Raw genomic sequence first — 24183 nt, forward strand, 5'->3', positions numbered from 1 at the left:
CATTTGTTCCGCACTTCGCTCACGCCGCAGTAAACCCAGGCAGCACAGCATCAGGAACTATAGGATTTCCACCCTACCTCGCGAATCCAACGAAAGTCGGACTGCGCTCATTTTGTTTTTACCTAACCGGTGTCCCTACAGATGCACCAACCCCCGCTTCAAGCCCTCCACTACAGCCTGCGTCCGGTCGCTCACGTTCAACCGCATCAGGATCACGCTCACATGCGACTTCACCGTCGCCTCTTTGATCGCCAACTCCTCCGCGATCTCGCGATTGCTCTTTCCCGCAAACAGCAACTGCAGCACCTCCTGCTCGCGCTGGCTCAAATGCGATCCCGGCACACGCGACGACAGTGCCTGACTCACCACCTGCGGCAGAAACCGATGCCCCGCGTGAACCCTGTACAGCGCCTTCACCAGCGCGTCATGAGGCATGCCTTTGATCAGATATCCCTGCGCTCCGGCCTCCAGTGCCTGATGAATATCTTCATCACCCTCATACGTCGTCAGAGCGACGATCTTTGCCTTCGGGGATATCGCCCGTATCGCCCGTATCGCCTCCACGCCACTCTTATCCGGAAGCCGCAAATCCATCAGCGTCAGATCCGGTCTCTCCGCCGCAAATAGCCGCACCGCCTCAGCGGCGGTCCCCGCCTGCGCCACGACTTGCAGGTCTGGCTGCGCAGCTAAGATCGCAGCAACCCCCACCCGCATGATCGGATGATCGTCCACGATCAAAACCCGTATCTTTTTCAGTTCCCCATCTGCAACACTCATCTGCTATCCCCTCTCACTCTAAGTCGCAACTGCACCCGAGTCCCAACTCCTCGCGCACTTGTTAATTCCATCCGTCCCCCCAGCCGCTGCACGCGCTCCCGCATCCCCACAATCCCGTAGTGCCCCTCCGCTGTCACATGCTCTCTATCCGTTGCAAACCCGCATCCTTTATCCTCGATGCCGATCACCAGCTCGTCACCGCGCATCTTCAACTGCATCTCCACCCTTCCGCTCCGGCTATGCTGCACTGAGTTGTAGACCGCTTCCCGCACCGTCATCAAAATCTCGTGCGCCACCGATGCCCCTACGACCATCCGCTCCACATCATGCTCAAATGCCACGACTGTCCCTGCCTCTCCGGACTCAGACTCTCTTGTCGTCTGCGCGGCCACCCCTTTCAAGGCCGCAATCAAATCCACGTCCTTCTCTGGCTCATGCCGCATATTCCAGATCGCCTGCCGAGCTTCGTCGATCGTCGCCCGCGCCTGCACCCGCGCAACCTCCAGCAAGCCATCCTTCGTTGCAAGCTGATCACTGCCCGCCTTCAGTTCCTGAGTGCTTGCCATCGCCTCCAGCAGCGCCGAGATCCCCGCGCATCCCTGGATCACCGTGTCATGCATCTCCCTCGCAAGACGGCTCCGCTCCTCCAGCACCGCCGTAAATCGTGTCCGCATCCCGCGCACACGCACCTGGTACAGGCTCCACGCAATCGCCAACACGGTCACACAGCACAATGCATAGAACCACCACGTCTCGTAAAACACCTGAGCCTTCACCAACACCAGATCGAACTCACTCACACTCTCCGGGTTCGCCGTGTTGAACGCCCGCACTCTAAACCTGTAACTCCCTGCACGCAGATTTGTATAGGTCGCTTCCCGGCTCGCCCCCGCGGCATTCCAATTCGCATCGAAGCCCTCCAGTTTGTAGCGAAACCGCACCCCCTCCTGCGGTCGCAACGAGATCACAGTAAACGCGAAGCTTAGCCGCACCACATTCGCCGCGACCTTCAGCGGCCCATGAGGCGCAACACTCTGTCCATCCTCGATTACCTCATCCACAGACGCTCTCGGAGCCGGTTCCGCAGCTGTCTCCACTCTCGCCAAATGGGCCGCCCCTCGGCTCGTTGGGAACCACACGCTATCATCCGGGGCAAGATACCCCGCTGGCTGCCGCCCTCCATACATCTGCGCTCCATCCGCTCCAAACGGCATCCTATACGTCTGCACACTCAAGGGCTGCCCTGCGCTCGATGCCCGCTCCATCTCCGTCTCCGCCACCGACGCAATCGTATTCGGCCCTGTTACCCAGAACCTTCCCGTGCGATCCTGCAGCACCTGATACACGCTATTCGACGGCAGTCCCTCCGAAACCGTGAACTGTTGCAAGCTGCCCTTAGCGATACCCTGTCCCGCGCGATATCGGAACAACCCGTGATCTCTTGTCCCGAACCACAGTGCACCGCTCCGGTCCTCCAGGATCGACCAAACCTGGTCCCGAGCCAACGCCACTGTCGCCACATCCTGCTCGAACCCCCCGCCCGTCCACCGGCTCAATCCATGATCGGTCCCAATCCACAAGCTCCCGCCGCTGTCCTGCAACAGGCTTCGCGTGCTGAAGAACGCCAGCCCATTCGCTTCGGTAAATTTCTTCGCCCCGTCCGCGCCGATCCGGCTCACGCCCTCATCCGTCGCAATCCACATCACCCCATCACGACTCTCCAGAAACCCGCGTATGAAGTTGTTCGTCAACTCTGCCGGAGCCGTATAGTGCCGCACCTCATCTCCGTCTACCCGATACGCACCACTCCCATCCGTGCCAATCCACAGCGCTCCATCCCGTGCCCGATACACATTCCGCACCTTGATATTGGTCAGCCCACCATAGGTCACTCGTCGCGCCACATTCTTGCGAATCAAATACAGATTCTGCGCCGCCACCCAAACATCGCCGTGCTCATCTCCCGAGATCGTCCCAAAATCCGGATCGCCGCTCTCGGGCAACGCAACCACACGCACGGGAGTTTTGTTCAATCGCACCAACCCCGCCTGGGTCCCAATCCATATCTGCCGCTGATCGTCTTCAAACAGATACAACACCGTTTCGCTCGGCAGCAGTCCCTGACCACTTATTCGCCGCAGCGTATCGCTATGTCCGGATTCGGTATGTAACGTCCACACGCCATCGCCAATCGTGCCAATCCATAGCGTCCCATCGCTTGACTCGAGCAGCGTTCGCACCGTCGCTCTAATTCCCGACACCGTATGAAACTTTCCCTTCTCCAGATATTGCAATCCTCCCACCGTTCCCACCCACAGCCTGCCATCACGTGTCTCAAGCACACTCTTCACGCGATTCTGGCTATAGGCTCCTGGAAGCGCAAACTCTCGTTCCGTCCCATCGGGATCGAGCGCAATCAGTCTCGATCCCCCCACCCAGATCCTGCCCGTCTTGTCCTCCGTAATCGAGTGCACCGCCTGTGGCGCAATCGCTCCCACATCCACTCGTCGCAACCTCTCACCTGTCGAGGCAGCGTCCATCACGAACAATCCATCATCGGTTCCCACCCACAACCTTCCGCGACTGTCTTCAAACACCTTGCGCACAAACCCGTCCGTCAGTCCTTCAGAGAAGGAGTAGGCCTTTACCAATCCGTTCCGCAGTCGCAGCAGGCCACCCCCCTCAGTGCCGGCCCATAGGCTTCCATCCCTGCCGAATGTAAGCGTAAAGATGCTGTTCGCGAGTAACGGCTGTGCCCGCGCCGGCACCTCCATATGTGACCCATCGAAGCGCGTCAGCCCACCTGTCGTCCCAATCCACAGGACACCACCACTCGACTCCACGATCGCCTGCACCGTGTCTTCCGGCAGTCCATCGCTGATCCGCCAAAGCGTCCGCGTGTATTCAAACTGCTGCTGCGCAGGTAGCGCCTGCGTTGACTCAGGCGCTACCTGTGGCCACGCCGGCAGAGCACACCATGCCCCCAGACAAACCGCCACCAGCGCAAACCGACGTACCATCCACATACCCCACACATACTAGAGCAAATCTTCCTCGCCATAGGACAGCTTTGAAAAAGCGGCCATAAATCGTCTTAGAAAGGTCGCAACATGGCGTCCCTCTCTGGTGCGCTCTACGAGTGCTCGTATGGATTTGCAGAAATTGCAGTAAGACACAAACACATCCAAAACGACTTGATGGCTTATCGGGTTTCTGGAATAGGCATTCGTGAGTAGGTGTGCCGCCGGATGTGCCTTCTCAGAGTGAGTTTGATTCGCTCGATGCAGGACGTCGAGATATGACGGCACACTACTCCATGCCTCGCTAAAACCATGATCCATATCGTCTTTGCTCATCAACTCTTGCGCCAGGCAACCAGTTTTCAGACAGACTCTGAGGTAAAGTCCACATTTTTAATTCTTTTAGGGTTGTCCTACTTTAGGCGGATGCAAGAGTAACCATCGCGAAAATAGTATTCGTTTGCTTCTCCCAGTAACCCTCGTGAACTTCTGTGGCGTCGAGCGATCCCTGCAGAAGCAGAAGGAACATTCAATGCAAAATCCAGATTGCGTGATCAAGAGCAGTGACAAAGTGCCGGGGTTAAACTTGCCTAGCTTCAGACGAATGATCAGACCACGGATTGGTCTTGCGATATGCCTCCTCAGTCTTTTCTGTGCGCATCTCGTTCGAGCCCAGATCGTTCAACCACCGGAACCAGTTGATCCAAGCCCGATCAATGGCGAAACCTATTACCTCATCAATCGAGTCTCCGGCTTGCAGATGGATCTCAACAGCAATTCCGTGACGGCTGGCGACAAGATACTTCAGGAGACAAGAAGCTTCTCCAGCCTGAGCCAGAGGTGGGCATTCACCAAGATGCCCGATGGCAACTGGAAATTCAGCAACATCGAGAACAATCTCTGCCTGGACAGCTCTTCTGCCGGCGGCTCCGTTTTAACTGTCCAGAATCCTTGCACCATCAACACCCCGTCACAGGAATGGACTTTCACCTATGTGAACAATGGTTATAACGCGATCACCAACGTCGCCACCGGGAATGTGCTGGATAGCGTCGGCGAGTCCACATCCGTTGGAGCGCAACTAAATCAAACTCCGCTCTCCGGTCCTCCCACAGTTAGTCAGCAATGGTTGTTCCGCGTTGCATACTGGCGCGGAAACGACATGTCTACCGCTGAAGTGGAAGAGTACGACCGCTCCACGCCGGCTGAGAATACCGCGAACCTTCCCTGGTGGCACGATGCCTATCTTCCCGGACAGGACATGCTGCAAATCTTCAAGAACGCTGGGTTGAACGCCATCCGCATTCGCCCAGCTTCGATCAGCACTACGTACCAGTACGGAAGCCTCACCTACTCGATGTCAACCGGCCCCTATACCAAATACACCCTCGCCCCCGGCACCTCGACAACCTTCCCGATTAACAAGACGAGCCAGGTTTTTGCGCTGACGAATCCGGGATATGGTGCCGTCGAGTCAGACTGGTCCGGTGTTGACCTGGCAGTGCGCGCGAAGAAGCTGGGAATGTCGGTCTTCCTCAATCTCTTCTACGATGGCAACGGTGGCAGCAATCCTGGCAATTGGGTCAATCAGCCCCTCGCCTCTCTGGAAGGCTCTCCGGAGAATCCGAACGGAGGCAACGGCCAATTCCTCGTCTACAACTACGTCAAGCAGTTGCTCGAGTTCTATCGCGCTGCTGGTGCTATGCCAGATCTGGTTGCCCTGGGAAATGAGGCCAATCTCGGCCTGTTCACCAATCTCGACGGCAGCAACTACACGCCAAACGGGCCTACCATGTCGGCCGCAGCCACTGCTTTCCAGTTGGCGGGATTGCAGGCCGTAGCCGATGCCGCAACCGACATCTCAAACCCAATTCTTGGGTCGCCCGTGGCGGTGCCCCTCCGCTGCATCGATATTGACGGCACTCCGGCCCTGGACACGTTTTTCAAGGGACCGAAGAGTGCCAACCTTCCCATCGATGTCGCTTGCCAGAGCTTCTATCCCGGCTGGGACGGCCCTATGACGCAGGCACAGTACAACTACTCGCCTCACGGCGACACGAACAACAGCTTCAAGACCCCGCAGAACATTGAAGAGACAACGATGAACGCCGAAATAGCGGATCCAGGCGCTGGATATCCCGTATTCACCGCCGAGGACGGCGTGGCATACACCAATGTCGGCGGTGACACTCCGCTGGACGATTACTATGGGAGCCAGTTGAATATCACGCCTAATCCTGCGAGCCGGGAATTTGAGCGTGAATACTATATCGACCTCGAGACCGTGCAGCATAACGCTACCAACCACATGGGCATGGGCATGGACTGCTGGGCTTGCGAGTCAACGCCCATGAGCGGAGATGCCTACTCTGGTACAGGCAACGGTAACCCGGGCCAGTACTGGCTTAGCGCTCAGCTAGGGCTCTTCGATAACTCGACCTCGGCGGTGGCCGGCAGTGGGCCTGGTGAAGCTCCTCTCGACAATGCCACGTTACCGGCAATGATGGGCCTGGGCGGCAAAACAGACCCCACGCTCAACTACATGTTGGTGAGTGCGGTCAACGGCAGCATTCTGGAAACAGCGCTGGCATCGACCGCTCCCAACGCACCGCTCGATGCGGCCACCTATACCGGGATCGTGAGCCAGAATCAGCAATGGCAGATTCTGGCCCAGGGCGCCAATGTCGAACAGTACGGAGGGCCTGCGTACAACGGCACGAGCGGATCGAACGGCACTATCCTGATGAACAACCTGGGCGATGGCTATTTCCAGATCGTCAACGGAAACCAAACAGGAGGAATCAACGTCCTCGACAACGGTGGCGTCACCGCCACCGACAGCCCTGTGGTGCAGAATTCCGAAACAGCTGACGTGACCGCGCTCACCGGCGCAAATGCCAGCCAGGAGTGGGACATCATGTCAGTCGGAAACTGCGGCGACATACCGGCCAACTGCACAAACCCGCCCCTGACAGCGACCGGGGATTACTACATGATCGTTAACAAGAACAGCGGTCTCGTCCTTACCTTAGCCGGATCCGCGATCCAGCAGCAGACGCCGGCATCCCCCTCCAACGGCGATTGGATGGTGCCCGCGAACCAGGGACAACTATGGCAGATCGTTCCCGCCCATATCACCGCGTCAAGCACCCCGGCGATGTTGGCGTTTGCTTCCGCACCACCCACGTCCGTTCCTGCCGGAGGCAACCTCGGCACAATCAATGTCGATGTTCAGAATACGGCCGGGGTGCTCATTGGATCTCCGTCGGAAACCGTGACGCTGACTGTTACAGGTCCTTCAGGGTTCAGCCAGGCTGCTTCAACGGCTTCAAGCTCCGCGGGTGTAGCCAGCTTCAACCTGGGCGGTGTTCCTCTGAACGTACCCGGTGTCTATTCCCTCTCGGCCAGCAGTCCTGCTCTGGGTGGCGCAATGGCTTCCTTCTCGGTCGCCGCCCCGCCCATATCCATCACCACGACCAGTCTGCCGAATGGCACAGTGGGAGCAACCTATTCGGTAACGCTCGCAGCTACCGGCGGCGTTCCGCCGTACACCTGGAGTATCCCCAGCGGCCTTCCGCCCGGGCTGACTCTCAACACCGGTACGGGCGTCATCTCGGGCACTCCGACGCAGGCTGGCACGGGCAACTTCACGGTACAGGTCTCCGACGCTGAGAGCACACCCTCAACCGCATCGACGAGCCTCGCTATCACTATCGTTCCCGCTCCATCACCCACGGTCACGGCAAGCTCAACTACGATAACTATCTCTTCGCCGGGTGGCTCCGGTTCAACCACGCTGACTGTGGCGAATTTTGCCAACGGCTCTGTTACCTTCACCTGCTCCGGTCTGCCGGCGGGAGCCTCCTGTAACCCCAGCGCTCTGAGCAGTTCCAATACATCGACCCTTCAAATCACTACAACCGGTGCCAGTGCGGCTCTGGTATTACCGGCAAAGGGTGGCAAGGCGCAGACAATGTATGCTCTTGCGCTACCCGGCCTGTTGGCGATCGGTGGATTGTTCGCCGCTAGAAAGCGGCAATGGCAACGGTTATTTCTGCTCCTGTTGCTGCTCTCCGCTGGCATGATGATGACCGCATGCAATGGGAGCAACAACAGTGGCAATGGTGGAGGCGGCACCAGCGGGACTCCTACCGGTACCAGCACCGTCACCGTAACTGCCACTGATGGCGGCCAGACAGCAACTGTTCCGATCACTCTGGTTGTGCAGTAGCGAGAGGCAAAAGCGAGTCGTTGGGGCAGCCCGAGAGGGCTGCCCAGTCAAAACGAAAGGCGGTGCCGGCATTCCACGTTTGGAGATGCATATTGGCTGGCAGAATGCGCCGAATCGCTTGAAGTTTGAACATGTCACAGAAAAGCTTCGCGACAAACTTTAGTGCTTCGGCTCCGACTCAGCCAGCAACTCCACAAGGTAGTCCTTCCAAATAGCAGCCAATGTATGTGTGCCGTGGCCCCGCGTCGAGGAGAGCGGGGCCGCCGCATGGACGGCCCTGAATTGCGCGTGAGCGTCGAGCGATGCGAAAAACTCCTTGATCCGCTGGTCATGTTCCATCCCTCGCTCATTCCGAAAGTCTGTACCAGAACCTACACTTTAGGCAGGGCACCCACATCCCAACCACCTCCTAGTGCTTTGACGAGCAGTACATTCGCTTCGAGTCTTCTTCTCATAATGTCGATATCGTTCCTCTCATTTGAGAGAGCGACAGTCTGTGAGGTCACCACCTGAAGATAGGTATCGACTCCTCCCTCGTACCGACTCTCGAATAAATGCAGCGCCTCTTCGGCAGACGCTGTCGCGGAGTGCTGCTGCTCGGATTCAGTATTCAGGACATGCAGGACGACGAGATTGTCTTCGACCTCTTGAAATGCTCCCAAAGTGGTCTGGCGATAGGTTGCGACAGAACCGTCGTATCCAGCGAGAGCTATCTCCGAAGTCGCATTACGTCTTCCGCCATCGAAGAGCGTCTCCGAAAAGTTGGGCCCCACGGCCCAAAATCGACTAGGCCAGTTGAACCAGTTCAGGAGCGACGTTCCCTCCAACCCTGCGATGGCGGCCAGATTGACCGTAGGGTAATAGGCGGCCTTCGCGATTCCTATCTGCTCGTTGGCCGCAGCCATTCTGCGTTCGGCTGCGGCAATGTCAGGGCGACGTTCCAGGAGTTGGGCTGGAAGGAACACGGGAAAAGCCGGCAGCGAAGGTGGTTGGAGATTGAGGGGGATCACCGGCAGATTGAATTCGGCAGGAGGCTTTCCGATGAGAATAGCCAACGCGTGCTCGTATTGCGCCCGCTGAACTTTAATGTCTGAAGCAAGCACACGCGCCTGATCGAGTTGAGTCTGAGCCTGGGCCACGTCTGACTTTGGAGCCGCTCCTCCTACAAAACGGTCTTTGGTCAGATCCAGCGCCTGGCTATACGCCTTCACCGTATCGGTAAGCAGCTTCTCCTGTGCATCGGCGCTTCTGACTTCGAAATAGTCGATCGCTAGTTCAGCGTGAAGGCTAAGCCGCACGGTGGCAAGGTCGGCGGCGCTGGCTTGTGCCTGCTCCCGCGAGGCTGCGACCGTGCGACGAACACGCCCCCAGAGGTCGATCTCATAGGAGAGGTCAACCGGAAGGGTAAACTCTCCCGATCCGTTGTTAACCTGCGACGAAGGAAAATAAGGCTGGTTTGCCGAGCTACGAACCGAAGAAACACTTGGAGACGTCCCGATGGAAGGAGCTTCTGCCGCTCGGTTGAAGCGAATTGTGGCGCGGGCCTGACGAAAGTTTGCTTCAGCGATCTTTAACGAGTAATTGGAAGGCTCGACCTGCTCCTCCAACTCGTTTAACTTGGCATCACCATACCCCTCCCACCATTTGTTTCGGAAGCTCGCATCGTCAGGCTGCGCGACCTTCCAACCATCTCCTTCTTTCCATTCTGTCGTTTCTTTAAAGCCTGGAGGTACGGGTGCTACCGGCTTGACGTATTTCGGTCCAACCATGCATCCGGATAAAAGCAGAACAGCCACGCTTGCGGACAATAAGATTTGACGTTTCACTGCCGTGCTCCCGTCTTGGCGTTGTTCTCAATCTGAACCGGGGTATTGTTCGCCAGGGAATCGGAGGGATTGATAACGATCGCATCTTTTGGGGACAGGCCCGACAGTACTTCGACCGAGCTTCCATAGTCCTGTCCGATTGTGATCGGAACCAATTCGATGTGTCCGTTTCGCACGACTCCCGCTCGCAGACCCTCCGACCGAAAGAGAAGGGTGTTTGAGGGGATGGTGACCGCGCCAACACTCGATGGGACCTTGAGGTGTACGAAGGCATAGGCGCCCGGGAACAACTTGCCCGAGGGATTGTCCACATCGACCTCCACATTCAGGGTGCGGGAGGTTGCATCAATGGCATCCGCATTCCGAACGAGCGTCCCTTTGAACTCGTCGTTTGGAAAGGCGTCCAATGTCAGGTTTACGCTATCGCCCGTTTTGATCGACCCTGCATAGACCTCTGGGACTGGTATATAGACGCGCAACTTCTGGATGGCTGCCAGGTGAAAGAGCTCCTTTGGCGCGCTATTGTCACCGGCTTGTATCAATGCCCCAATGTCGGTATTGCGCACCGTAATAATGCCGCTGAAAGGGGCCGTGATGCGTTCGAAGGATTGTAGTTGTTCAAGCCGGTCGACGTTGGCTTTGCTGGAGTCAACGAGTGCCTGTTTCGAACTGAGATCACTAACAGCCTGGTCGGTCTCCTGCTGCGAGACAGCATTTGTTTTGAGCAGGTTCTGCCAACGCTTCGCGGTGATCTCCGATATCTGCAGATTTGCCTGCGCGTTTTTCAGTTCTGCTCGGGCCTGAGCAAGCTGATGATCGAGTTCCGGCGTCTCGATGACGGCAAGAAGCTGCCCTTGTTTTACGTGTGCCCCGATATCGACGTACCACTGCTTCACATATCCACTGGTCCTGGCATAGATAGGAGTGTCGTTGAAGGCCTGGGTATTGCCGGGCAATTGGATCTCTTCCGCATTCGAGCCCGTCTTTGGATAGATCACGTCTACAAACGGGATTGCAGAGGCCTTCGCAACCTGGTTGAGTTGGGCCTCCGCCTGCACACGAGTATGAATTCCCCCGAAGATGGCCAGTCCAATCACTATGACGGCGATGGCTCCGAGGATGAGGGGCCGCCCCTTTGGGGTGCGATCAGGTGCCTGAGCTTCTGAGGGGGTCGGGTTGTTAGATGGCAGATGATTCGACTGGTTCTGTGTCATGGCATGGCTCCGCGCTACGCAATTGCGTGTTCTGGGGATTCTTTGGTAGGTTCCGAGATTGTTGGTTTCGACCTTTTGTGAAAGAGCGAAAAGACCGCTGGGACAAATACCAGCGTCGCGATCGTTGCGCACATCAATCCACCTATCACTGCGCGGCCGAGAGGAGCGTTCTGTTCTCCACCATCTCCCAATCCCAGGGCCATCGGAACCATGCCGATGATCATCGCGAGTGCCGTCATGATGACCGGGCGGAATCGGGTGTTGCCCGCTTCGATGGCTGCCCTGGACGAGTCTCCGTGACTCTCAAGCCGTTCTTTGGCGAACGAGACCACAAGAATGCTATTTGCAGTCGCAACGCCGACGCACATCAGTGCTCCCATGAGCGCCGGTACGCTGAGCCTCGTGTGCGTGAAGAACAGCATGAGCACAATCCCCGCCATCGCGGCAGGAAGAGCAGTAATGATGATGAACGGATCAAGCCACGACTGGAAGTTGACCACAATCAGCATGTAGACAAGTACGATCGCGAATCCAAGACCAGTAATCAGGCCCAGATAGGAGTTATGCATCGTGTCGATCTGTCCTCGTACCGTGATGAAGGTACCGCGCGGCAGAGTCTTCCTGTGGGCATCTACGATCCGCTCAACATCACGGCTCACCGAACCGAGATCTCTGTCCTGGGGAGCTCCGTAGATATCGATCACACGACGAATGTTGTAGTGCGAAACGATAGCCATTTCATGCGCGCGCTTCATCGAGGCTACATCCGCTAGAATCTCGGGATTGTTCTTGCTCCCACCAGTAATGGGGATATCTTGTATGTCCTTCACGGACTGGATTCGGTACTGGGGTGTTTGTGCGACGAGGTTGTAGTTGACTCCGTTTACCCAATTGACGAAGAACAACGGGGTAACCTGGAAGCTGCCGCTCAGCGTGTTCAGTACACTCGTTGCAACGTCACGCTCTGTGTATCCTGCCTGCAGTGCCTTGGTCCGATCCACGGCGACATCGAGCGTTGGGTAGTCGAGAGGCTGTTGAATATGAAGATCAGCAAGTCCAGGTACCTGGTGCAGATCGGCCATAATTTTCTCAGCGATTTCGTGGTTGGCTTGAACATTGCTTCCTTCAACCTGTATGTCCAAAGGAGAAGGCAATCCAAAGTTAAGAATCTGAGTGACCATATCCGCAGGAACAAAGTAGAAAGTCGCACCTGGGAATTCGCGAGGAAGGTCACGGCGCAGATCTCTCACATAGTCAGCCGTTGGGTGATGGTTCTTCCGTAACGACACAAGAACGTCAACATCGTTTGCACCAAGGACACCCGAAGTCGCATGCATTGTGTTCAGCGGACTATAAGGCAGGCCGATGTTGTCCAGGATGTTGTCGACTTCGCCGGAAGGGATCTCCTTACGGATAGAGGCCTCGACCAGATCCGAGAGCCGTGCTGTGTCCTCGATGCGCGTTCCAGTCTTTGCACGGATGTGTAGACTAAACTGGCCACTATCAGTCTCAGGGAAAAAATCCTGACCGAGCCATGGGACTAAAAGGAAGGCGCAGAGGCAGAGCCCCAGAAATACTGGAATTAAAACATTCCGGCGTGTGACGAACTGTGTCAGGAGCCGGTGATACGCATTGCGGATCCGTTCAAAGCCTCGCTCGAAAGCCTTCTGAAAGCGCACGAAGGGATTGCGTGAATCGCCATGGCCCTCGTTCAACTTGAGCATGTACATGGCAAGCGTTGGAACGAGAGTACGAGAGAAGAAATAAGACGCCAGCATGGCGAACACCACAGCTTCTGCCAGCGGAACAAACAGGTAACGGGCTACACCGCCGAGAAGAAAGAGCGGCATGAAGACGATGCAGATGCATAACGTCGCAACCAGCGCCGGCGTCGCAATCTGCTGGGCCCCGTCGAGTATCGCCTGTTTGATATCAACCTCGTGACCTTCTTCGAGGATGCGATTGACGTTTTCAATCTCAACTGTTGCGTCGTCAACGAGGATGCCGACGGCAAGAGCAAGACCACCGAGCGTCATGATGTTGATGGTTTCATGCAGGAAGCTCAGCGCGATGATCGAGGTAAGAATCGAAAGCGGAATCGAAATGGCGATAATTACGGTACTTCGCCAGCTACCGATGAATAGAAGGATCATCAGTCCGGTCAGAGCTCCAGCGATGATAGCCTCACGAACAACTCCACTAATCGCCTCTCGGACAAATATGGATTGATCCGCAATTGGAGTGATCTTCAACTCTGGCGGCAACGTTGATGCCGCGCGCGGCAATAGTTTCCGGATGCCGGACACCACGTCGAGGGTTGAAGAGTTGCCGGATTTGAGGACACTCAGAAGTACGCCGCGATGTCCATCCTGTCGAACCACATTTGTCTGGACAGCGAACCCGTCGCTAACTCTTGCGACTTCTCTCAGGTAAATCGTCGTATTCCCCACCTGCTTGATGGGAATGTTGCTAAGCTCGTCCACTGTCCGCGGAGTCACGTTCATCCGGACATCCAATTCGCTTTCGGCAACTTTGGCCGTACCTGACGGAAGTATGAGATTCTGCGCGTTGACTGCGTTGAGCACGTCGGTTGGCGAAACCCCCTTCGACTGCATCAGGTTCTGGTCCATGTTGACCATCACCTGTCGCTGTTTGCCGCCATAAGGAAGTGGGATAACTGCGCCTGGCACAGTAATCAGCTGCGTGCGCAGGAAGTTGAGTCCGAGATCATTCAGCTGCTGCTCCGACATTCCTTTGCCAGAAAGCCCTATCTGGAGGATAGGGACGCTGGACGCACTGAAATTGATGATCTCGGGTGGCTGAGTTGCAGGAGGAAGGAATCGGAGAACAAATTGCGACGAAGCCACGACCTGTGCATTTGCAGTGTTCAGACTCGTTCCTGGCTGCAAAAAAATCTTCACGACAGTGGTTCCGTTATAAGTAGTCGACTCAATGTGTTGAATATTGTCCACGAGCGTGGTCAATACTTTCTCGTAAGGCGTGGTCAATCGAGTCTCAAGGTCTTCAGGATTGAGACCTGTGTATGTCCACGCAACAGAAATGACCGGTATGTTGATGTTCGGAAATATATCCGTCGGAGTGTGGAGGATCACTGCAGGAGCCATTATGAGAATAAGCAGCGCCAGAACGATAAAGGTGTATGGCCGATTGAGAGCCAGCTTGACGATCCACATAAGCGTACCTTGATGGCCAACGTCGCAAGAGCGACATTGATCGTGAAATCCTCTCTATGTCAGGTCATTTTCGAGCCGTATCCGGCCAGCGCCTGAAACATTTCGCTACGTTTATCTAGATTCATATTATGCATACTAAGAAGCATGAAAGTTCTTCATACTCAATATGCGCATTATTCATATTGATGCCATAAGATTGCATAGTCGATGGAGTCGTTCGGGGTGAGGCCCTCATCCAAATGGAAGAGGCAAGAAAGGGTTTACGGATCTCATGAACTTAATCGATCTTGAAGCGTTCGTCTCCGTTGTTGACCATGGCTCGATTGTGGGAGCTTCGGTTGCTTTGCACATCACACAATCGGCGGTGACGCGCCGGGTTCAGAACCTGGAAGATATGCTCAATGTCTCGCTGCTCGACAGGCAGTCTCGCCCTTTGCAGCCTACCTTGGCAGGAAAAGAAACCTATGGCTTCGCAAAACCTGTGCTCAGTTCGGTCAGCGATCTAAAGACCGCCATCATGGCCAACGGAGAACCCTCCGGGGACTTTCGCTTTGGAATGGCGCGCACGTTAGGAGATTCGGCGTTGTCGGGAGCAATTGGCTGCCTGCGCAGCGACTATCCCAAGTTGCAGATCCACGCATTTGTTCAAAGCTCCACCACTCTCATTGATCGTCTTGCGAGCCGCACGCTTGATGCTGCGGTGGTCCTCTTACCGGAGGATGCTTCCCCGCCCCCCACCATGGTGGCCGAGTATCTCGGTATCCAACCAATCCTCATTCTTGCGGCAAAGACAAAGCGCTTTTCTCCGTCACCGACGCTGGAAGAACTCTCTCAGAGTCAATGGCTACTTAATCCGCATGGATGCAGCATCTACAGGACGATCGAGAATGCCTTCCTGCAGCACCGTCTACCTTTTTCTACTGCGCTAGAGGCAGAAGGAAGTGAGCTTCAGTTCTCTCTGGTTGCAAACGACGTCGGGCTCGGAGTATCGATGCCGCACGTTTTCCATGCGTCCTCCTTCCGCAAACAGCTGAAGATCGTCAAAATAAAAGATTTTTTGCCGCAGCACAAGATTTGGCTACTGCATTCCTCACATATCGGCCGTCTGGCTCCAGCCGTGGCCTGCTTGCGCGATGCCGCAATGCAATACCTGCTGAAACATTCCAAATAAGAGGGGGGGCAGAGCTTGGCTCGTAACGTCTGTGGAGGTTCGGGACCTCATGTGCGTCCAGATTCTCGGACTTGCCTCGAAGATTCCGCCCGTGTGATCGGGATGGCGGTCTCTAAGTCATCCTCCCCCCACTACATTCCTGAGAATGACGCTGACCTCTTGGTACTCGATGCCTAGGAGGGAGACGCGATCACTGTTACCACTACCTCAGCATTCGTCAAGGCACAAAACCTGGTAAAAAACTTCTGGCCCCTAGCCGTTTAGCTCTGCCCTGCTCCCGTGGGAGATGCGAGTGGACCCCACGCTCGTCTCCCACAAGTACAGAGTCACGGCTACTTTCCTTACGACTGCAACTAATACTCAGCCAGATCGCAGGATGGAAAACCGCTTGCGTGAACGTGCCTTTTGGTAGAAGCCCCCATCTTATGAATACCGCCTTGTGGAATCGGGCGCTTAGGCAACAAGGTAGCCGCAGCTCGCTTCCTGAGAGAGTCGGATAAATCCTAACGACACTCAACGGTCCGCCAGATACACCTGAAAATCAGCGCCACTGAGTGATCAAAGCTACAGCACTGACGAAGCCCTAGAGATGGCGTAAGCGATCGGCGCAGCAGTCTCGTGAAGAAGAAAAAGAGGCGCCATCATTGGCGCCTCTTCTTCATTCGCAGCCGAATCTACTCTGCTGGCGGACCGCCAGGCCCAAACCCGCGCCCACCCTGTGGCGGCCCCGCCTGCCCGCGCCCTCTCGGACCGTGCTCAGTATCCGCATGCTCTCGCCCACGCAGCTCATGCAGCTTTGTCCACTGCTCCGGCGTCAGCACCGTACGAATGTTCAGCAGCATCTTCGCATCCGCTTTTTCTAGCTCCGCCCGCAGGTCGGCCGATTTATCAATCGAAACCTCCGCCCGGCTGCGGTCGAACGGCGTTGCATTCAGAGCAGCGTCCAATCTCACCTGCTCCTCCTCGAGCGCCGCATGCATCTGGATCAACTGCAGCTTGCTGTCGGTAAATATCTGGTCGATCTTTTTCGTCTGCTCGGCCGAAAGCCCAACCTTTGCCGCCAGGTCCGGGTTGCGCCACCACGGGCCGTGCAGCAAAAATCCACCGCCGTGTATCCCGTGCTCTGCCCCCCTCAACTCTGGGTTGCCATGCTCATGCCCCGCCAAAGGCCCATTCTGCTGCGCCATCAGAGCCGGCACCACCATCAACGTCATGGATGCCAAGATCAGTTTCATCCTCATTATTCTGTCTTCCTTCCGGTCTTCGTAGTTGGATCGTCTTCTATTGCCACACTCGTTGTCTCCAGCGGTGCCAGTGGCGCAGGTACCGAAGCCTCCAGGTCGTCCTGGACCCCGCTCAGCAGCGCCTCATCGGAAAGCACCTCAGAAGCCACCGGAACCGCCGGCAACTTCGGCTCTTGCACACCACGATGCATCGCCACCATCGCCATCATCACCGCCGCAGCCGCCCAGGCCAGCTTCGGAATCCGTCGCAAGACCTGCACTTGAGGCTTCGCCAGCTTCCGCTCGGTCGCGGCCAACGACGACGACGTCTCCTTCAGGCTGCCAAGCACCCGTTGCATTGCAGCCACCTCCGCATAGCACTCCCCGCACTCTGTCACATGCTGCTGTAGCCCTTCCTTCGCGGCCCCAGTGAGCATCCGCTCCATCTGCTCACTGCTCAAATGCGACTGTCTCATCTCCCGCTCCTCTCTGTCCCTTGCGTCAGCGCAGCCCGCACAGCGTCCATCCCCCGGTAAAGATGGGACTTCACCGTCGACAACTGCATTCCCGTCGCAGCCGCAATCTCTCGCAACTCCAGCTCCTCCACAAACCGCAGCAGAAACACCGTCCTCTGCCGCTTCGACAACCTCTCGACCGTGTCCCAGACCAGAGCCATCTGCTCCCGTGCCGCCAGTCTCTCCTCCGCGGAACTGGCCCGATCCACCAGCTCCCACTGCATCTCCGCCGCGTCCACGGCGCTCCTTGCCGCCCGCTTCCAGAATCGGAACATCTCCGTCCGTGTATGGCTGCGCACCAGGTTCAACGCAATCCCCATCAGCCACGAGATCGCCGAACAATCGCCCCGAAAGCTCGCCCGCGTCCGCCACGCCTGCAGGAACGTATCCTGCGTCAACGATAGAGCCACATCGCGGTCACGCACCGAGAACAGGAGGAACCGGAACACCCGCTGCTCATACAACGCGTGGATCGCCGCCAGGTCCTCGAACGGAGAAACCCCCTCAGCCTCGCTACGCGAAACTCCAAATTCGGCGGATTGCAGCGTCTGCTCCAGCATCTCGTCACTGCTACTGACGCATTCCCGCCGCAGAAGACTACAACCCGGCAAAAAAACATCGCCGCACTGCGCACAAAGCAAGCTAACCAAGCCTACTGGGAGGCGCTGCTTCCACGCGCGCGCATGAGGCACCCCAATCTTCCGCGCTGCACTTGTGCAGACCTCGGCTGCGCTACGCCCTTTCTACTTACCGCTGCGCTCTCGTCTCAAAGGTGGGTAATCCCCCTCCCCTTGGGCCTTGCTACTCGCCAAGAGCACAGATTGAAATTCCGATGGGTCTGATATCCAGTTCATATTCACTCCAGGCGTTGATACCTTGCTTCACCCAGACAGGTAACAGTCTCGACACAGGCCGCAGGTGCGTGTCAACGCACGCACAAGATGATCACCTCTCGATTGCAATGCCGCCCCACAAACAACTCTTCAATGCTTCTCTGCCGGCCCATCGTCACGTCAGTCCTCAATCCCAAAAGACCACTCCATCCGACGGCTTCCCGCTATTTGCACCAGAGCCAAAATATTTTCATTTGACATCTGGCCCACATGGGAGTTATTGTAATTTGGCTTTCAACTAACACAACAATCTTTAATAAGTCGGCATTGAAACCGGGCAAGTCTCCTGTCAAAACTGGTTTCCTTCGTCTGTTTATTCCGCAATTTGCTGCTGATTCTGCCGTAGGTCATACTCGGAATTTGCAGGCGACTTACTTATTCAGTGGAGCATATTCTTGACTCACACACCATTCCGGACAAAGCTGTTGTTAGTAATTCCACTCGTTTTGGTCGGCGCAAGCTCTGCGATAGGGCAGGCTGACCTCAATGTGCCCAACGCTGCCCCATTTCAGGCAGTAGAGGCAAATGGAATTGATCATGTCAACCTGAGTAATGATTCAATGCAGCTTGACATCCCTCTGGTGTCTTTCAAGCAGCGCGACAACCTCTCCCTGACATTCAGTTTGAGATATGCGACGCCAACATTGCGGGTATACCACTGCTGCTGAGAGCAGGCATTGCTGCAGAGCCATCGTTATGGAGGTCATGATGACCGCGATGTTCAGCGGAAGCACTTGCGCACAGGTCTTCTTCAGGCCGTACAAAAAAGATGTAACCGTCACTGCGAACTGGATCACCGGCGAACAACATTCGGGAGTGACGGGAACAGCCGAGGCTGTGCAGGAACCTTCGTACAGGCCTGGACGTGCACCTACGGAAACAACGAGCAGTGGGTTGTGAATTAGCAGTGGCCGTTATTCCTTTCAGAGGCCAGGGGGATTTTGTCCCGTCATCAGACATCGTGGGAGGCTTTCAGATGAAAAATCGTACATCCAGAATCGCCGTAGTCATGAGTCAGTCTATCGTCCTGATGTTCGTTGCGCTGTTCGCCACGGGATCGTCGGCTTTCGCCCAGAACAACACGATATTTGGTCCCAACGTGTATGTGTTTACTCCGAGCGATTCAGTGTCGTCGATCAATTCGACTCTCTCCACGCTGGCTGGTTATACGCAGTTTGATACGAGTCGTGCCGCGGTGCTTTTCGAACCAGGCACTTACACTGGCGTTCAAGCCGAGGTAGGTTTTTATGAGTCGGTTGCCGGACTCGGCGAGACTCCCACCGCTGTCAGCATCAACCAAGGCTATTTGACGGTCAACACCACGGATTCCAATGGCAATCTCACAACAAATTTTTGGCGGTCTCTTGAGAACATGTCCATTGCCGTGCCAGCGGCCGATGAGAGCACGCTGCAATGGGGGGTTTCGCAAGGAACGTCCTTCCGGCGCATCAATGTCACTGGCGGAGTGGAACTAGCGAACACAGACTGTGGTGAGGCAAGTGGCGGATTCATCAGCGATTCGGTGATCACTGGGGTTCTCAATGCCTGCTCTCAGCAACAGTGGTATACCCGCAATAGTTCGATTGGGAGTTTCACGGGGTACGTATGGAACTACGTCTTTTCCGGCGTCGTCGGCGCCCCGGCGCAAAGCAACCCATTCAGCAATGATGCAGAAAATGTGCAGGATACCGTGCTCGCTACGACCCCCGTCGTGCGTGAGAAACCCTACCTCTATATGGACAGCAGCGGCAACTACTGGGTCTTCTCGCCCTCCTTGAGGACAAACTCGACGGGCGCGGACTGGAGCAATGGAGGCCTTGGCGCCGGCACCTCTCTGCCTATCAGCAGCTTCTACATCGCTACGCCATCGAGCACACTGGCAGCGATCAATGCCGCGCTGGCATCGGGCCAAAATCTCATTCTGACTCCCGGTATCTACCAGTACAGCGGACCCATCAACGTCACGAATGCGAACACCGTGGTGCTTGGCATTGGATATGCGGATCTTGTTCCGCAAACGGGAACGGCCGCGCTTACGGTGGCCGATGTGGACGGAGTGCAACTCGCCGGATTTCTCATCGACGCGGGTCCGGTCAACTCGCCGGTGCTTCTTCAGATAGGCGTAAACGGCGCACCGCGCGTTAGCCATGCAAGCAATCCGACCTCGATCAGTGATGTCTCTTTCCGTATCGGAGGAGCCACAACAGGCACTGCGACGACCAGCATGGAGATCGACAGCGACAACGTCATTCTGGATAACATCTGGGCGTGGCGTGCGGATCACGGAACGGACGCTACCTGGACTGGAAATGTCGCCATGCACGGGTTGGTCGTGAACGGCGACAATGTTACTGCACTGGGTCTGGCCGTTGAACACTTTGAAGCAGAGCAGGTGATATGGAATGGCGAAAATGGGGAAACGATCTTTTATCAAAGCGAAATGCCCTATGACGTTCCCAGCCAGAGTGCGTGGATGGATGGCAGCGTTGATGGCTATGCCTCCTACAATGTTTCGCCCGGAGTTACGAACCATAAAGCATACGGAATTGGCGTTTACTCCTACTTTGACCAGGGAGTGAATATTGTCGCCAACAGCGGCATCGCCGCTCCGGTCTCCGTCGGCGTAACCTTCACCGATGCGCTCACTGTATTCCTGAATGGAAGCGGCCAAATCACGAACACGATCGCCTCGAACAACAGCTCAGTCGATAATGCCGGCACAACGGTGAATACCGGAAACAGCATCAGCGATGTAAGCGCATGGGGAGGAACAAACGGCAGTTGTACCGCAGTTCCGAGCACCCCGGGAACGCCCTCGGCTACGGGAACTTCTACCAGCACAATCAACGTAGCCTGGGTCGCCAGTTCTGAAGGGTCGAGCTGCACGTTGAGCTACAACCTGTTCCGCAGCACAACCTCCGGGTTCACACCCTCGCTGAGCAATATGATTGCTTCTGACCTGACGACAGCATCGTTTACCGATTCAGGGCTGGCCCTTGGGACGATCTACTACTACGCGGTGCAGGCGGCTAACGGAGACGGTTCATCGGCGGTCTCGGCGGAGGGGAGCGGCACCACGACCGGCAGCGGCGGTGGAACGTCGAGCGGCTCGGGCTCGGGCTCGGGCGGAAGTACCTCCTACACGTATGGCGTTGCCGACGATTCAACGTCGCTCGTCGTCTCGTTTACGGGAACTCCCACCTGCGAAAACGTGATCCTAAGCTATGTTCTCAACGGCGGGAGCCAGCTCAATGTCCAGATGACGGTATCCGGCGACACCTTTAGTTACACCATCCCTGGGGTCACTGCGGGTGCTGCGGAGACTCTAAGCTACTATTTCACCTATGTTCAGTCGACCGGAGCCCAATTCGGACCGACGACCACCTACACCTGGACACGCGGCAGCGGCGGCGGGACGACGCCCGGCGGCGAAGGTCCGTATAACGGCACAGCCGCTGCTATTCCCGGCATAGTGCAGGCAGAAAATTACGATACCGGTGGCCAGTCGGTTGCGTACAACGTTACGTCTATCAACGGCACGGCCAACAGCTACCGCTCAGACGGCGTCGACCTGGAAGCAACTACCGATACAGGCGGTGGCTACGACCTCGGATGGACAACCGCTGGACAGTCGTTCAATTACACCGTCAACGTAGCCACGGCTGCAACGTACACAGTCACCTTCCGCGTCGCTACGCCCAGTGCAGTCAGCGATGCTTTTCATATCTCCAACTCCTCGGGAACGAACCTCAGCGGCTCGGTTGCCGTTCCTGCTACGGGCGGTTGGCAAACCTGGACCAACGTAACAGCGACCGTAACGCTTCCAGCGGGTCAGCAGACATTAATCTTTAACCAGGACGCTGCCGGTTGGAACCTTAACTCGTTTTCGTTCGCGTCAGGCAGCGGCACCGGAACGGCTAACTGCAGCGGCGTCTCGGGCATTACTGTCGGATCCACCACCTACGCCCCGCAATGGTGCCAGGAATTCAACGGAGCCGCAGGTTCTCCTGATACTACCGTCTGGAATTTCGACCTCGGAAACAACAGTGGCTGGGGTAACAACGAAGTCGAGGTTTACTGCGGACCTCCCGGATACGCAGGCAATCCCTCTCAGTGCCCCACCACCTTCAGCACTTCCACTGCTCCTGTCTATACCGATGGCAATGGGCACCTCGTCATCCAGCCGATCAATGTGGGTGGAACGTGGATTTCCGGCCGCATGAATACTGAAGGTTTGGAAAACTTCCAGTACGGCATTATCGAAGCCAGCATTCAGGTTCCCAATACAACCAGCCAAGGACTCTGGCCCGCATTCTGGTCTTTGGGCAGTAACATCGGCACAGTTGGCTGGCCCACCTCCGGCGAGGCTGACTTCATGGAGGATTGGTCCACCCAAGTCGACAGCGGTCCTGGCCCCGCTGGGTTTAAGTCCACCATTCACACCGCGCTGACCGGAGGCGATGGAGTTGGAGACGTTTATGACTTACCCAGCGGACAAGCGACGGACACTGCGTATCACACCTACGGAATTATCTGGACTCCTAACGAGATGCAGTTCTTTATTGATGACCCGGCAACGCCTTTCTTCACCACTACTCCCAGCAGCCTTCCGTCCGGGGACACTTGGCCATTCAATGCGAATATCTTCCTGCTTTTGAATGTCGCTGTCGGTGGTACCCTCGGTGGTTCCACTGCCAATCTATCCAATCCTCAGCCGATGATGGTGGATTACGTCCGATACTACACAGCGCCATAGTGAAGCTGGAATCACAGATTGAGGCTCTGTTGCAGGCAGGGGCTCTGTTGCATTAACTCATCGAGCTGCAGTTTGGTGTCGACCTGACGCAGCTCGATCAAACCATGATCGACGTGTTAATCAATCCCGCACTCATGGAAGCTTCGGTCTGTGTCCCATCGTGCGCCTCGAGAACAAACGATACATCACCCGCAGGTGCATCGGTAGGCGTGATAAGAATACGACGGAGATCGCGAAAAACAATAGCTAGGTGGGCATATCGCGACGGTAGCCTTGTGGAAGCTGGGGAGCGGTCAACATCTCTGTTCCCTGTCGTGATGGCCTCGGTAGATTCAGCAAGCGAAGTTGAGTCGCAGCCCGTTGCCGGCCAGTTATCAGCTCCCTCGGGCACAATCCGCATTGAACTGCGTGGCCAGGCTCTTTCTTGCGTCATTCTTCAGCTCCCCGTATAGCCAAGCTTTTGCCATTTGAAATTCTCTCTTCACGGTGGCCGTGGAGAGAGACATCACTTCGGCAGTTTCTTCCACATTCAAACCCGCAAAAAAGCGCAATTCCACAATCCGACACTGTCGTTTATCCCATTTCTCCAGCTTATTTAATGCCTGATGTACAGCAACAACCTGCCATAACTGTGCCTCTTTGTAGACAAACGCATCTTCCAAAGACACCATCTCGAAGGATTCGCCGCGCTTCTGCGTATTGCGCGTGCGTGCGTAATCGACCAAGACACGCCGCATGACTTGGGCCGCCGTGCCGAAGAAGTGAGCGCGGTTTTTCCAGTCGATATCAGAGCCACCAAGCAACCGTATATAGGCTTCATTGACCAGCGCACTAGTTTGGAGAGTATGGTCTTTCCTTTCTCTCCTCATATAGTTTCGCGAGATACGGTGCAACTCGCGGTAAATTATAGGCATCAATTGCCCTTCTACCTGGTGGTTTCCTCTACCCAATTCAGCTAAGAGGGCCGTGATGCAAGGAGCGGATTCGCTTTCGGCTCTTGGATCAATCGACGCTTCCATATCAACACCCGCTCTGCAATTCGTGTTAGGAGAATGAACGAAACACCCAGTCGAAAGACGTTAAAATCAGCGACCATCCTTGCGTTGGGATATGCCTGTAGGTCCTGATTCTTCGATCCCGAGCTGTGCGCGAAAGACATAGTGGAGAAAGAGGTCGGCTTTTGCGCTGCACCAATGCCTGAAACTCCCGGTTGTAGCTCCTTGGTAATCACTGTGGTTGCAATGATAACCAAGGAGCTTAGGTCAGTCCTGCGGCCACGTTCCCGAATTCCGCCTGGAAGATTTGTGAAGCGAGAAGGTCATTTTACTTCCCATCGGATACGACGATTATCGGGTTTGTCAGA

At 56.1% G+C, this 24183-nt stretch carries 14 protein-coding genes; 4 read left to right on the forward strand and 10 right to left on the reverse strand.

Annotated elements, in window-relative coordinates; translation table 11 throughout:
• Nucleotides 1–135: 135 nt before the first annotated feature.
• Both GSQ91_RS07485 and GSQ91_RS07490 read right to left on the reverse strand, forming a co-directional pair.
• Nucleotides 136–777, reverse strand: a complete 642-nt coding sequence (locus GSQ91_RS07485; protein ID WP_158820705.1) for a response regulator transcription factor — start codon at nt 775–777, stop codon at nt 136–138.
• Nucleotides 774–3797, reverse strand: a complete 3024-nt coding sequence (locus GSQ91_RS07490; RefSeq protein ID WP_158820707.1) for a sensor histidine kinase — start codon at nt 3795–3797, stop codon at nt 774–776. The genes GSQ91_RS07485 and GSQ91_RS07490 overlap by 4 nt, the downstream gene beginning before the upstream one ends.
• Nucleotides 3798–4401: 604 nt before the next feature.
• Between GSQ91_RS07490 and GSQ91_RS07495 the strand changes: the two genes are divergently transcribed.
• The gene (locus GSQ91_RS07495; protein WP_158820709.1) at nt 4402–8028 is read left to right on the forward strand and encodes an RICIN domain-containing protein; all 3627 of its coding nucleotides are present in this window, start codon (nt 4402–4404) and stop codon (nt 8026–8028) included.
• A 159-nt stretch (nt 8029–8187) separates the two neighbouring features.
• Here GSQ91_RS07495 and GSQ91_RS07500 read toward each other — a convergent pair whose 3' ends face one another.
• Genes GSQ91_RS07500 through GSQ91_RS07515 form a run of 4 tightly spaced genes read right to left on the reverse strand, consistent with a single transcriptional unit; the run spans nt 8188 to nt 14262 of the window.
• Nucleotides 8188–8367 carry a hypothetical protein gene (locus GSQ91_RS07500; RefSeq protein WP_158820711.1) on the reverse strand — a complete coding sequence of 60 codons (180 nt, stop codon included), beginning with the start codon at nt 8365–8367 and terminating at the stop codon, nt 8188–8190.
• A 32-nt stretch (nt 8368–8399) separates the two neighbouring features.
• Nucleotides 8400–9854, reverse strand: coding sequence for an efflux transporter outer membrane subunit (locus GSQ91_RS07505; protein WP_256370369.1), 1455 nt, complete (start codon nt 9852–9854; stop codon nt 8400–8402).
• Nucleotides 9851–11068, reverse strand: coding sequence for an efflux RND transporter periplasmic adaptor subunit (locus GSQ91_RS07510; protein ID WP_158820713.1), 1218 nt, complete (start codon nt 11066–11068; stop codon nt 9851–9853). The genes GSQ91_RS07505 and GSQ91_RS07510 overlap by 4 nt, the downstream gene beginning before the upstream one ends.
• 14 nt (nt 11069–11082) lie before the next feature.
• The gene (locus GSQ91_RS07515) at nt 11083–14262 is read right to left on the reverse strand and encodes an efflux RND transporter permease subunit (protein WP_158820715.1); all 3180 of its coding nucleotides are present in this window, start codon (nt 14260–14262) and stop codon (nt 11083–11085) included.
• 271 nt (nt 14263–14533) lie between these two features.
• Between GSQ91_RS07515 and GSQ91_RS07520 the strand changes: the two genes are divergently transcribed.
• Nucleotides 14534–15433 carry a LysR family transcriptional regulator gene (locus GSQ91_RS07520; RefSeq protein WP_158820717.1) on the forward strand — a complete coding sequence of 300 codons (900 nt, stop codon included), beginning with the start codon at nt 14534–14536 and terminating at the stop codon, nt 15431–15433.
• Between the two features lie 674 nt (nt 15434–16107).
• Here GSQ91_RS07520 and GSQ91_RS07525 read toward each other — a convergent pair.
• From GSQ91_RS07525 to GSQ91_RS07535, 3 genes are read right to left on the reverse strand one after another with little or no spacing between them, the layout of a single operon-like run.
• Entirely contained in the window at nt 16108–16668 is a 561-nt protein-coding gene (locus tag GSQ91_RS07525) for a Spy/CpxP family protein refolding chaperone (RefSeq protein WP_158820719.1), read from the reverse strand.
• Nucleotides 16669–16673: 5 nt separating this feature from the next.
• Entirely contained in the window at nt 16674–17132 is a 459-nt protein-coding gene (locus GSQ91_RS07530; RefSeq protein ID WP_158820721.1) for a hypothetical protein, read from the reverse strand.
• Nucleotides 17129–17731, reverse strand: coding sequence for an RNA polymerase sigma factor (locus tag GSQ91_RS07535; protein WP_158820723.1), 603 nt, complete (start codon nt 17729–17731; stop codon nt 17129–17131). The genes GSQ91_RS07530 and GSQ91_RS07535 overlap by 4 nt, the downstream gene beginning before the upstream one ends.
• A 1038-nt stretch (nt 17732–18769) precedes the next feature.
• Here GSQ91_RS07535 and GSQ91_RS07540 point away from each other — a divergent pair.
• Both GSQ91_RS07540 and GSQ91_RS07545 read left to right on the forward strand, forming a co-directional pair.
• Nucleotides 18770–18964, forward strand: a complete 195-nt coding sequence (locus tag GSQ91_RS07540; RefSeq protein WP_158820725.1) for a hypothetical protein — start codon at nt 18770–18772, stop codon at nt 18962–18964.
• A gap of 76 nt (nt 18965–19040) precedes the next feature.
• Nucleotides 19041–22820 (forward strand): carbohydrate-binding protein, encoded by a 3780-nt coding sequence (locus GSQ91_RS07545; protein ID WP_158820727.1) that lies wholly within the window; start codon nt 19041–19043, stop codon nt 22818–22820.
• Nucleotides 22821–23194: 374 nt separating this feature from the next.
• On the opposite strand, the gene GSQ91_RS07550 is transcribed toward GSQ91_RS07545, so the two are convergent.
• Complete coding sequence (locus GSQ91_RS07550; RefSeq protein ID WP_158820729.1) at nt 23195–23839, reverse strand: ECF-type sigma factor; 645 nt, start codon at nt 23837–23839, stop codon at nt 23195–23197.
• Between the last annotated feature and the right edge of the window lie 344 nt (nt 23840–24183).

Source organism: Granulicella sp. S156, from assembly GCF_009766105.1.
Classification (GTDB): domain Bacteria; phylum Acidobacteriota; class Terriglobia; order Terriglobales; family Acidobacteriaceae; genus Granulicella.

Bases quoted from the DNA above. Each gene is read 5' to 3' on its own strand.
- GSQ91_RS07525 (WP_158820719.1), bottom strand. From the start codon at position 16,668: ATGAAACTGATCTTGGCATCCATGACGTTGATGGTGGTGCCGGCTCTG.
- GSQ91_RS07545 (WP_158820727.1), top strand. From the start codon at position 19,041: ATGAAAAATCGTACATCCAGAATCGCCGTAGTCATGAGTCAGTCTATC.
- GSQ91_RS07485 (WP_158820705.1), bottom strand. From the start codon at position 777: ATGAGTGTTGCAGATGGGGAACTGAAAAAGATACGGGTTTTGATCGTG.
- GSQ91_RS07550 (WP_158820729.1), bottom strand. From the start codon at position 23,839: ATGGAAGCGTCGATTGATCCAAGAGCCGAAAGCGAATCCGCTCCTTGC.
- GSQ91_RS07540 (WP_158820725.1), top strand. From the start codon at position 18,770: ATGATGACCGCGATGTTCAGCGGAAGCACTTGCGCACAGGTCTTCTTC.
- GSQ91_RS07535 (WP_158820723.1), bottom strand. From the start codon at position 17,731: ATGCTGGAGCAGACGCTGCAATCCGCCGAATTTGGAGTTTCGCGTAGC.
- GSQ91_RS07515 (WP_158820715.1), bottom strand. From the start codon at position 14,262: ATGTGGATCGTCAAGCTGGCTCTCAATCGGCCATACACCTTTATCGTT.
- GSQ91_RS07495 (WP_158820709.1), top strand. From the start codon at position 4,402: ATGATCAGACCACGGATTGGTCTTGCGATATGCCTCCTCAGTCTTTTC.
- GSQ91_RS07520 (WP_158820717.1), top strand. From the start codon at position 14,534: ATGAACTTAATCGATCTTGAAGCGTTCGTCTCCGTTGTTGACCATGGC.
- GSQ91_RS07530 (WP_158820721.1), bottom strand. From the start codon at position 17,132: ATGAGACAGTCGCATTTGAGCAGTGAGCAGATGGAGCGGATGCTCACT.
- GSQ91_RS07500 (WP_158820711.1), bottom strand. From the start codon at position 8,367: ATGGAACATGACCAGCGGATCAAGGAGTTTTTCGCATCGCTCGACGCT.
- GSQ91_RS07490 (WP_158820707.1), bottom strand. From the start codon at position 3,797: ATGGTACGTCGGTTTGCGCTGGTGGCGGTTTGTCTGGGGGCATGGTGT.
- GSQ91_RS07510 (WP_158820713.1), bottom strand. From the start codon at position 11,068: ATGACACAGAACCAGTCGAATCATCTGCCATCTAACAACCCGACCCCC.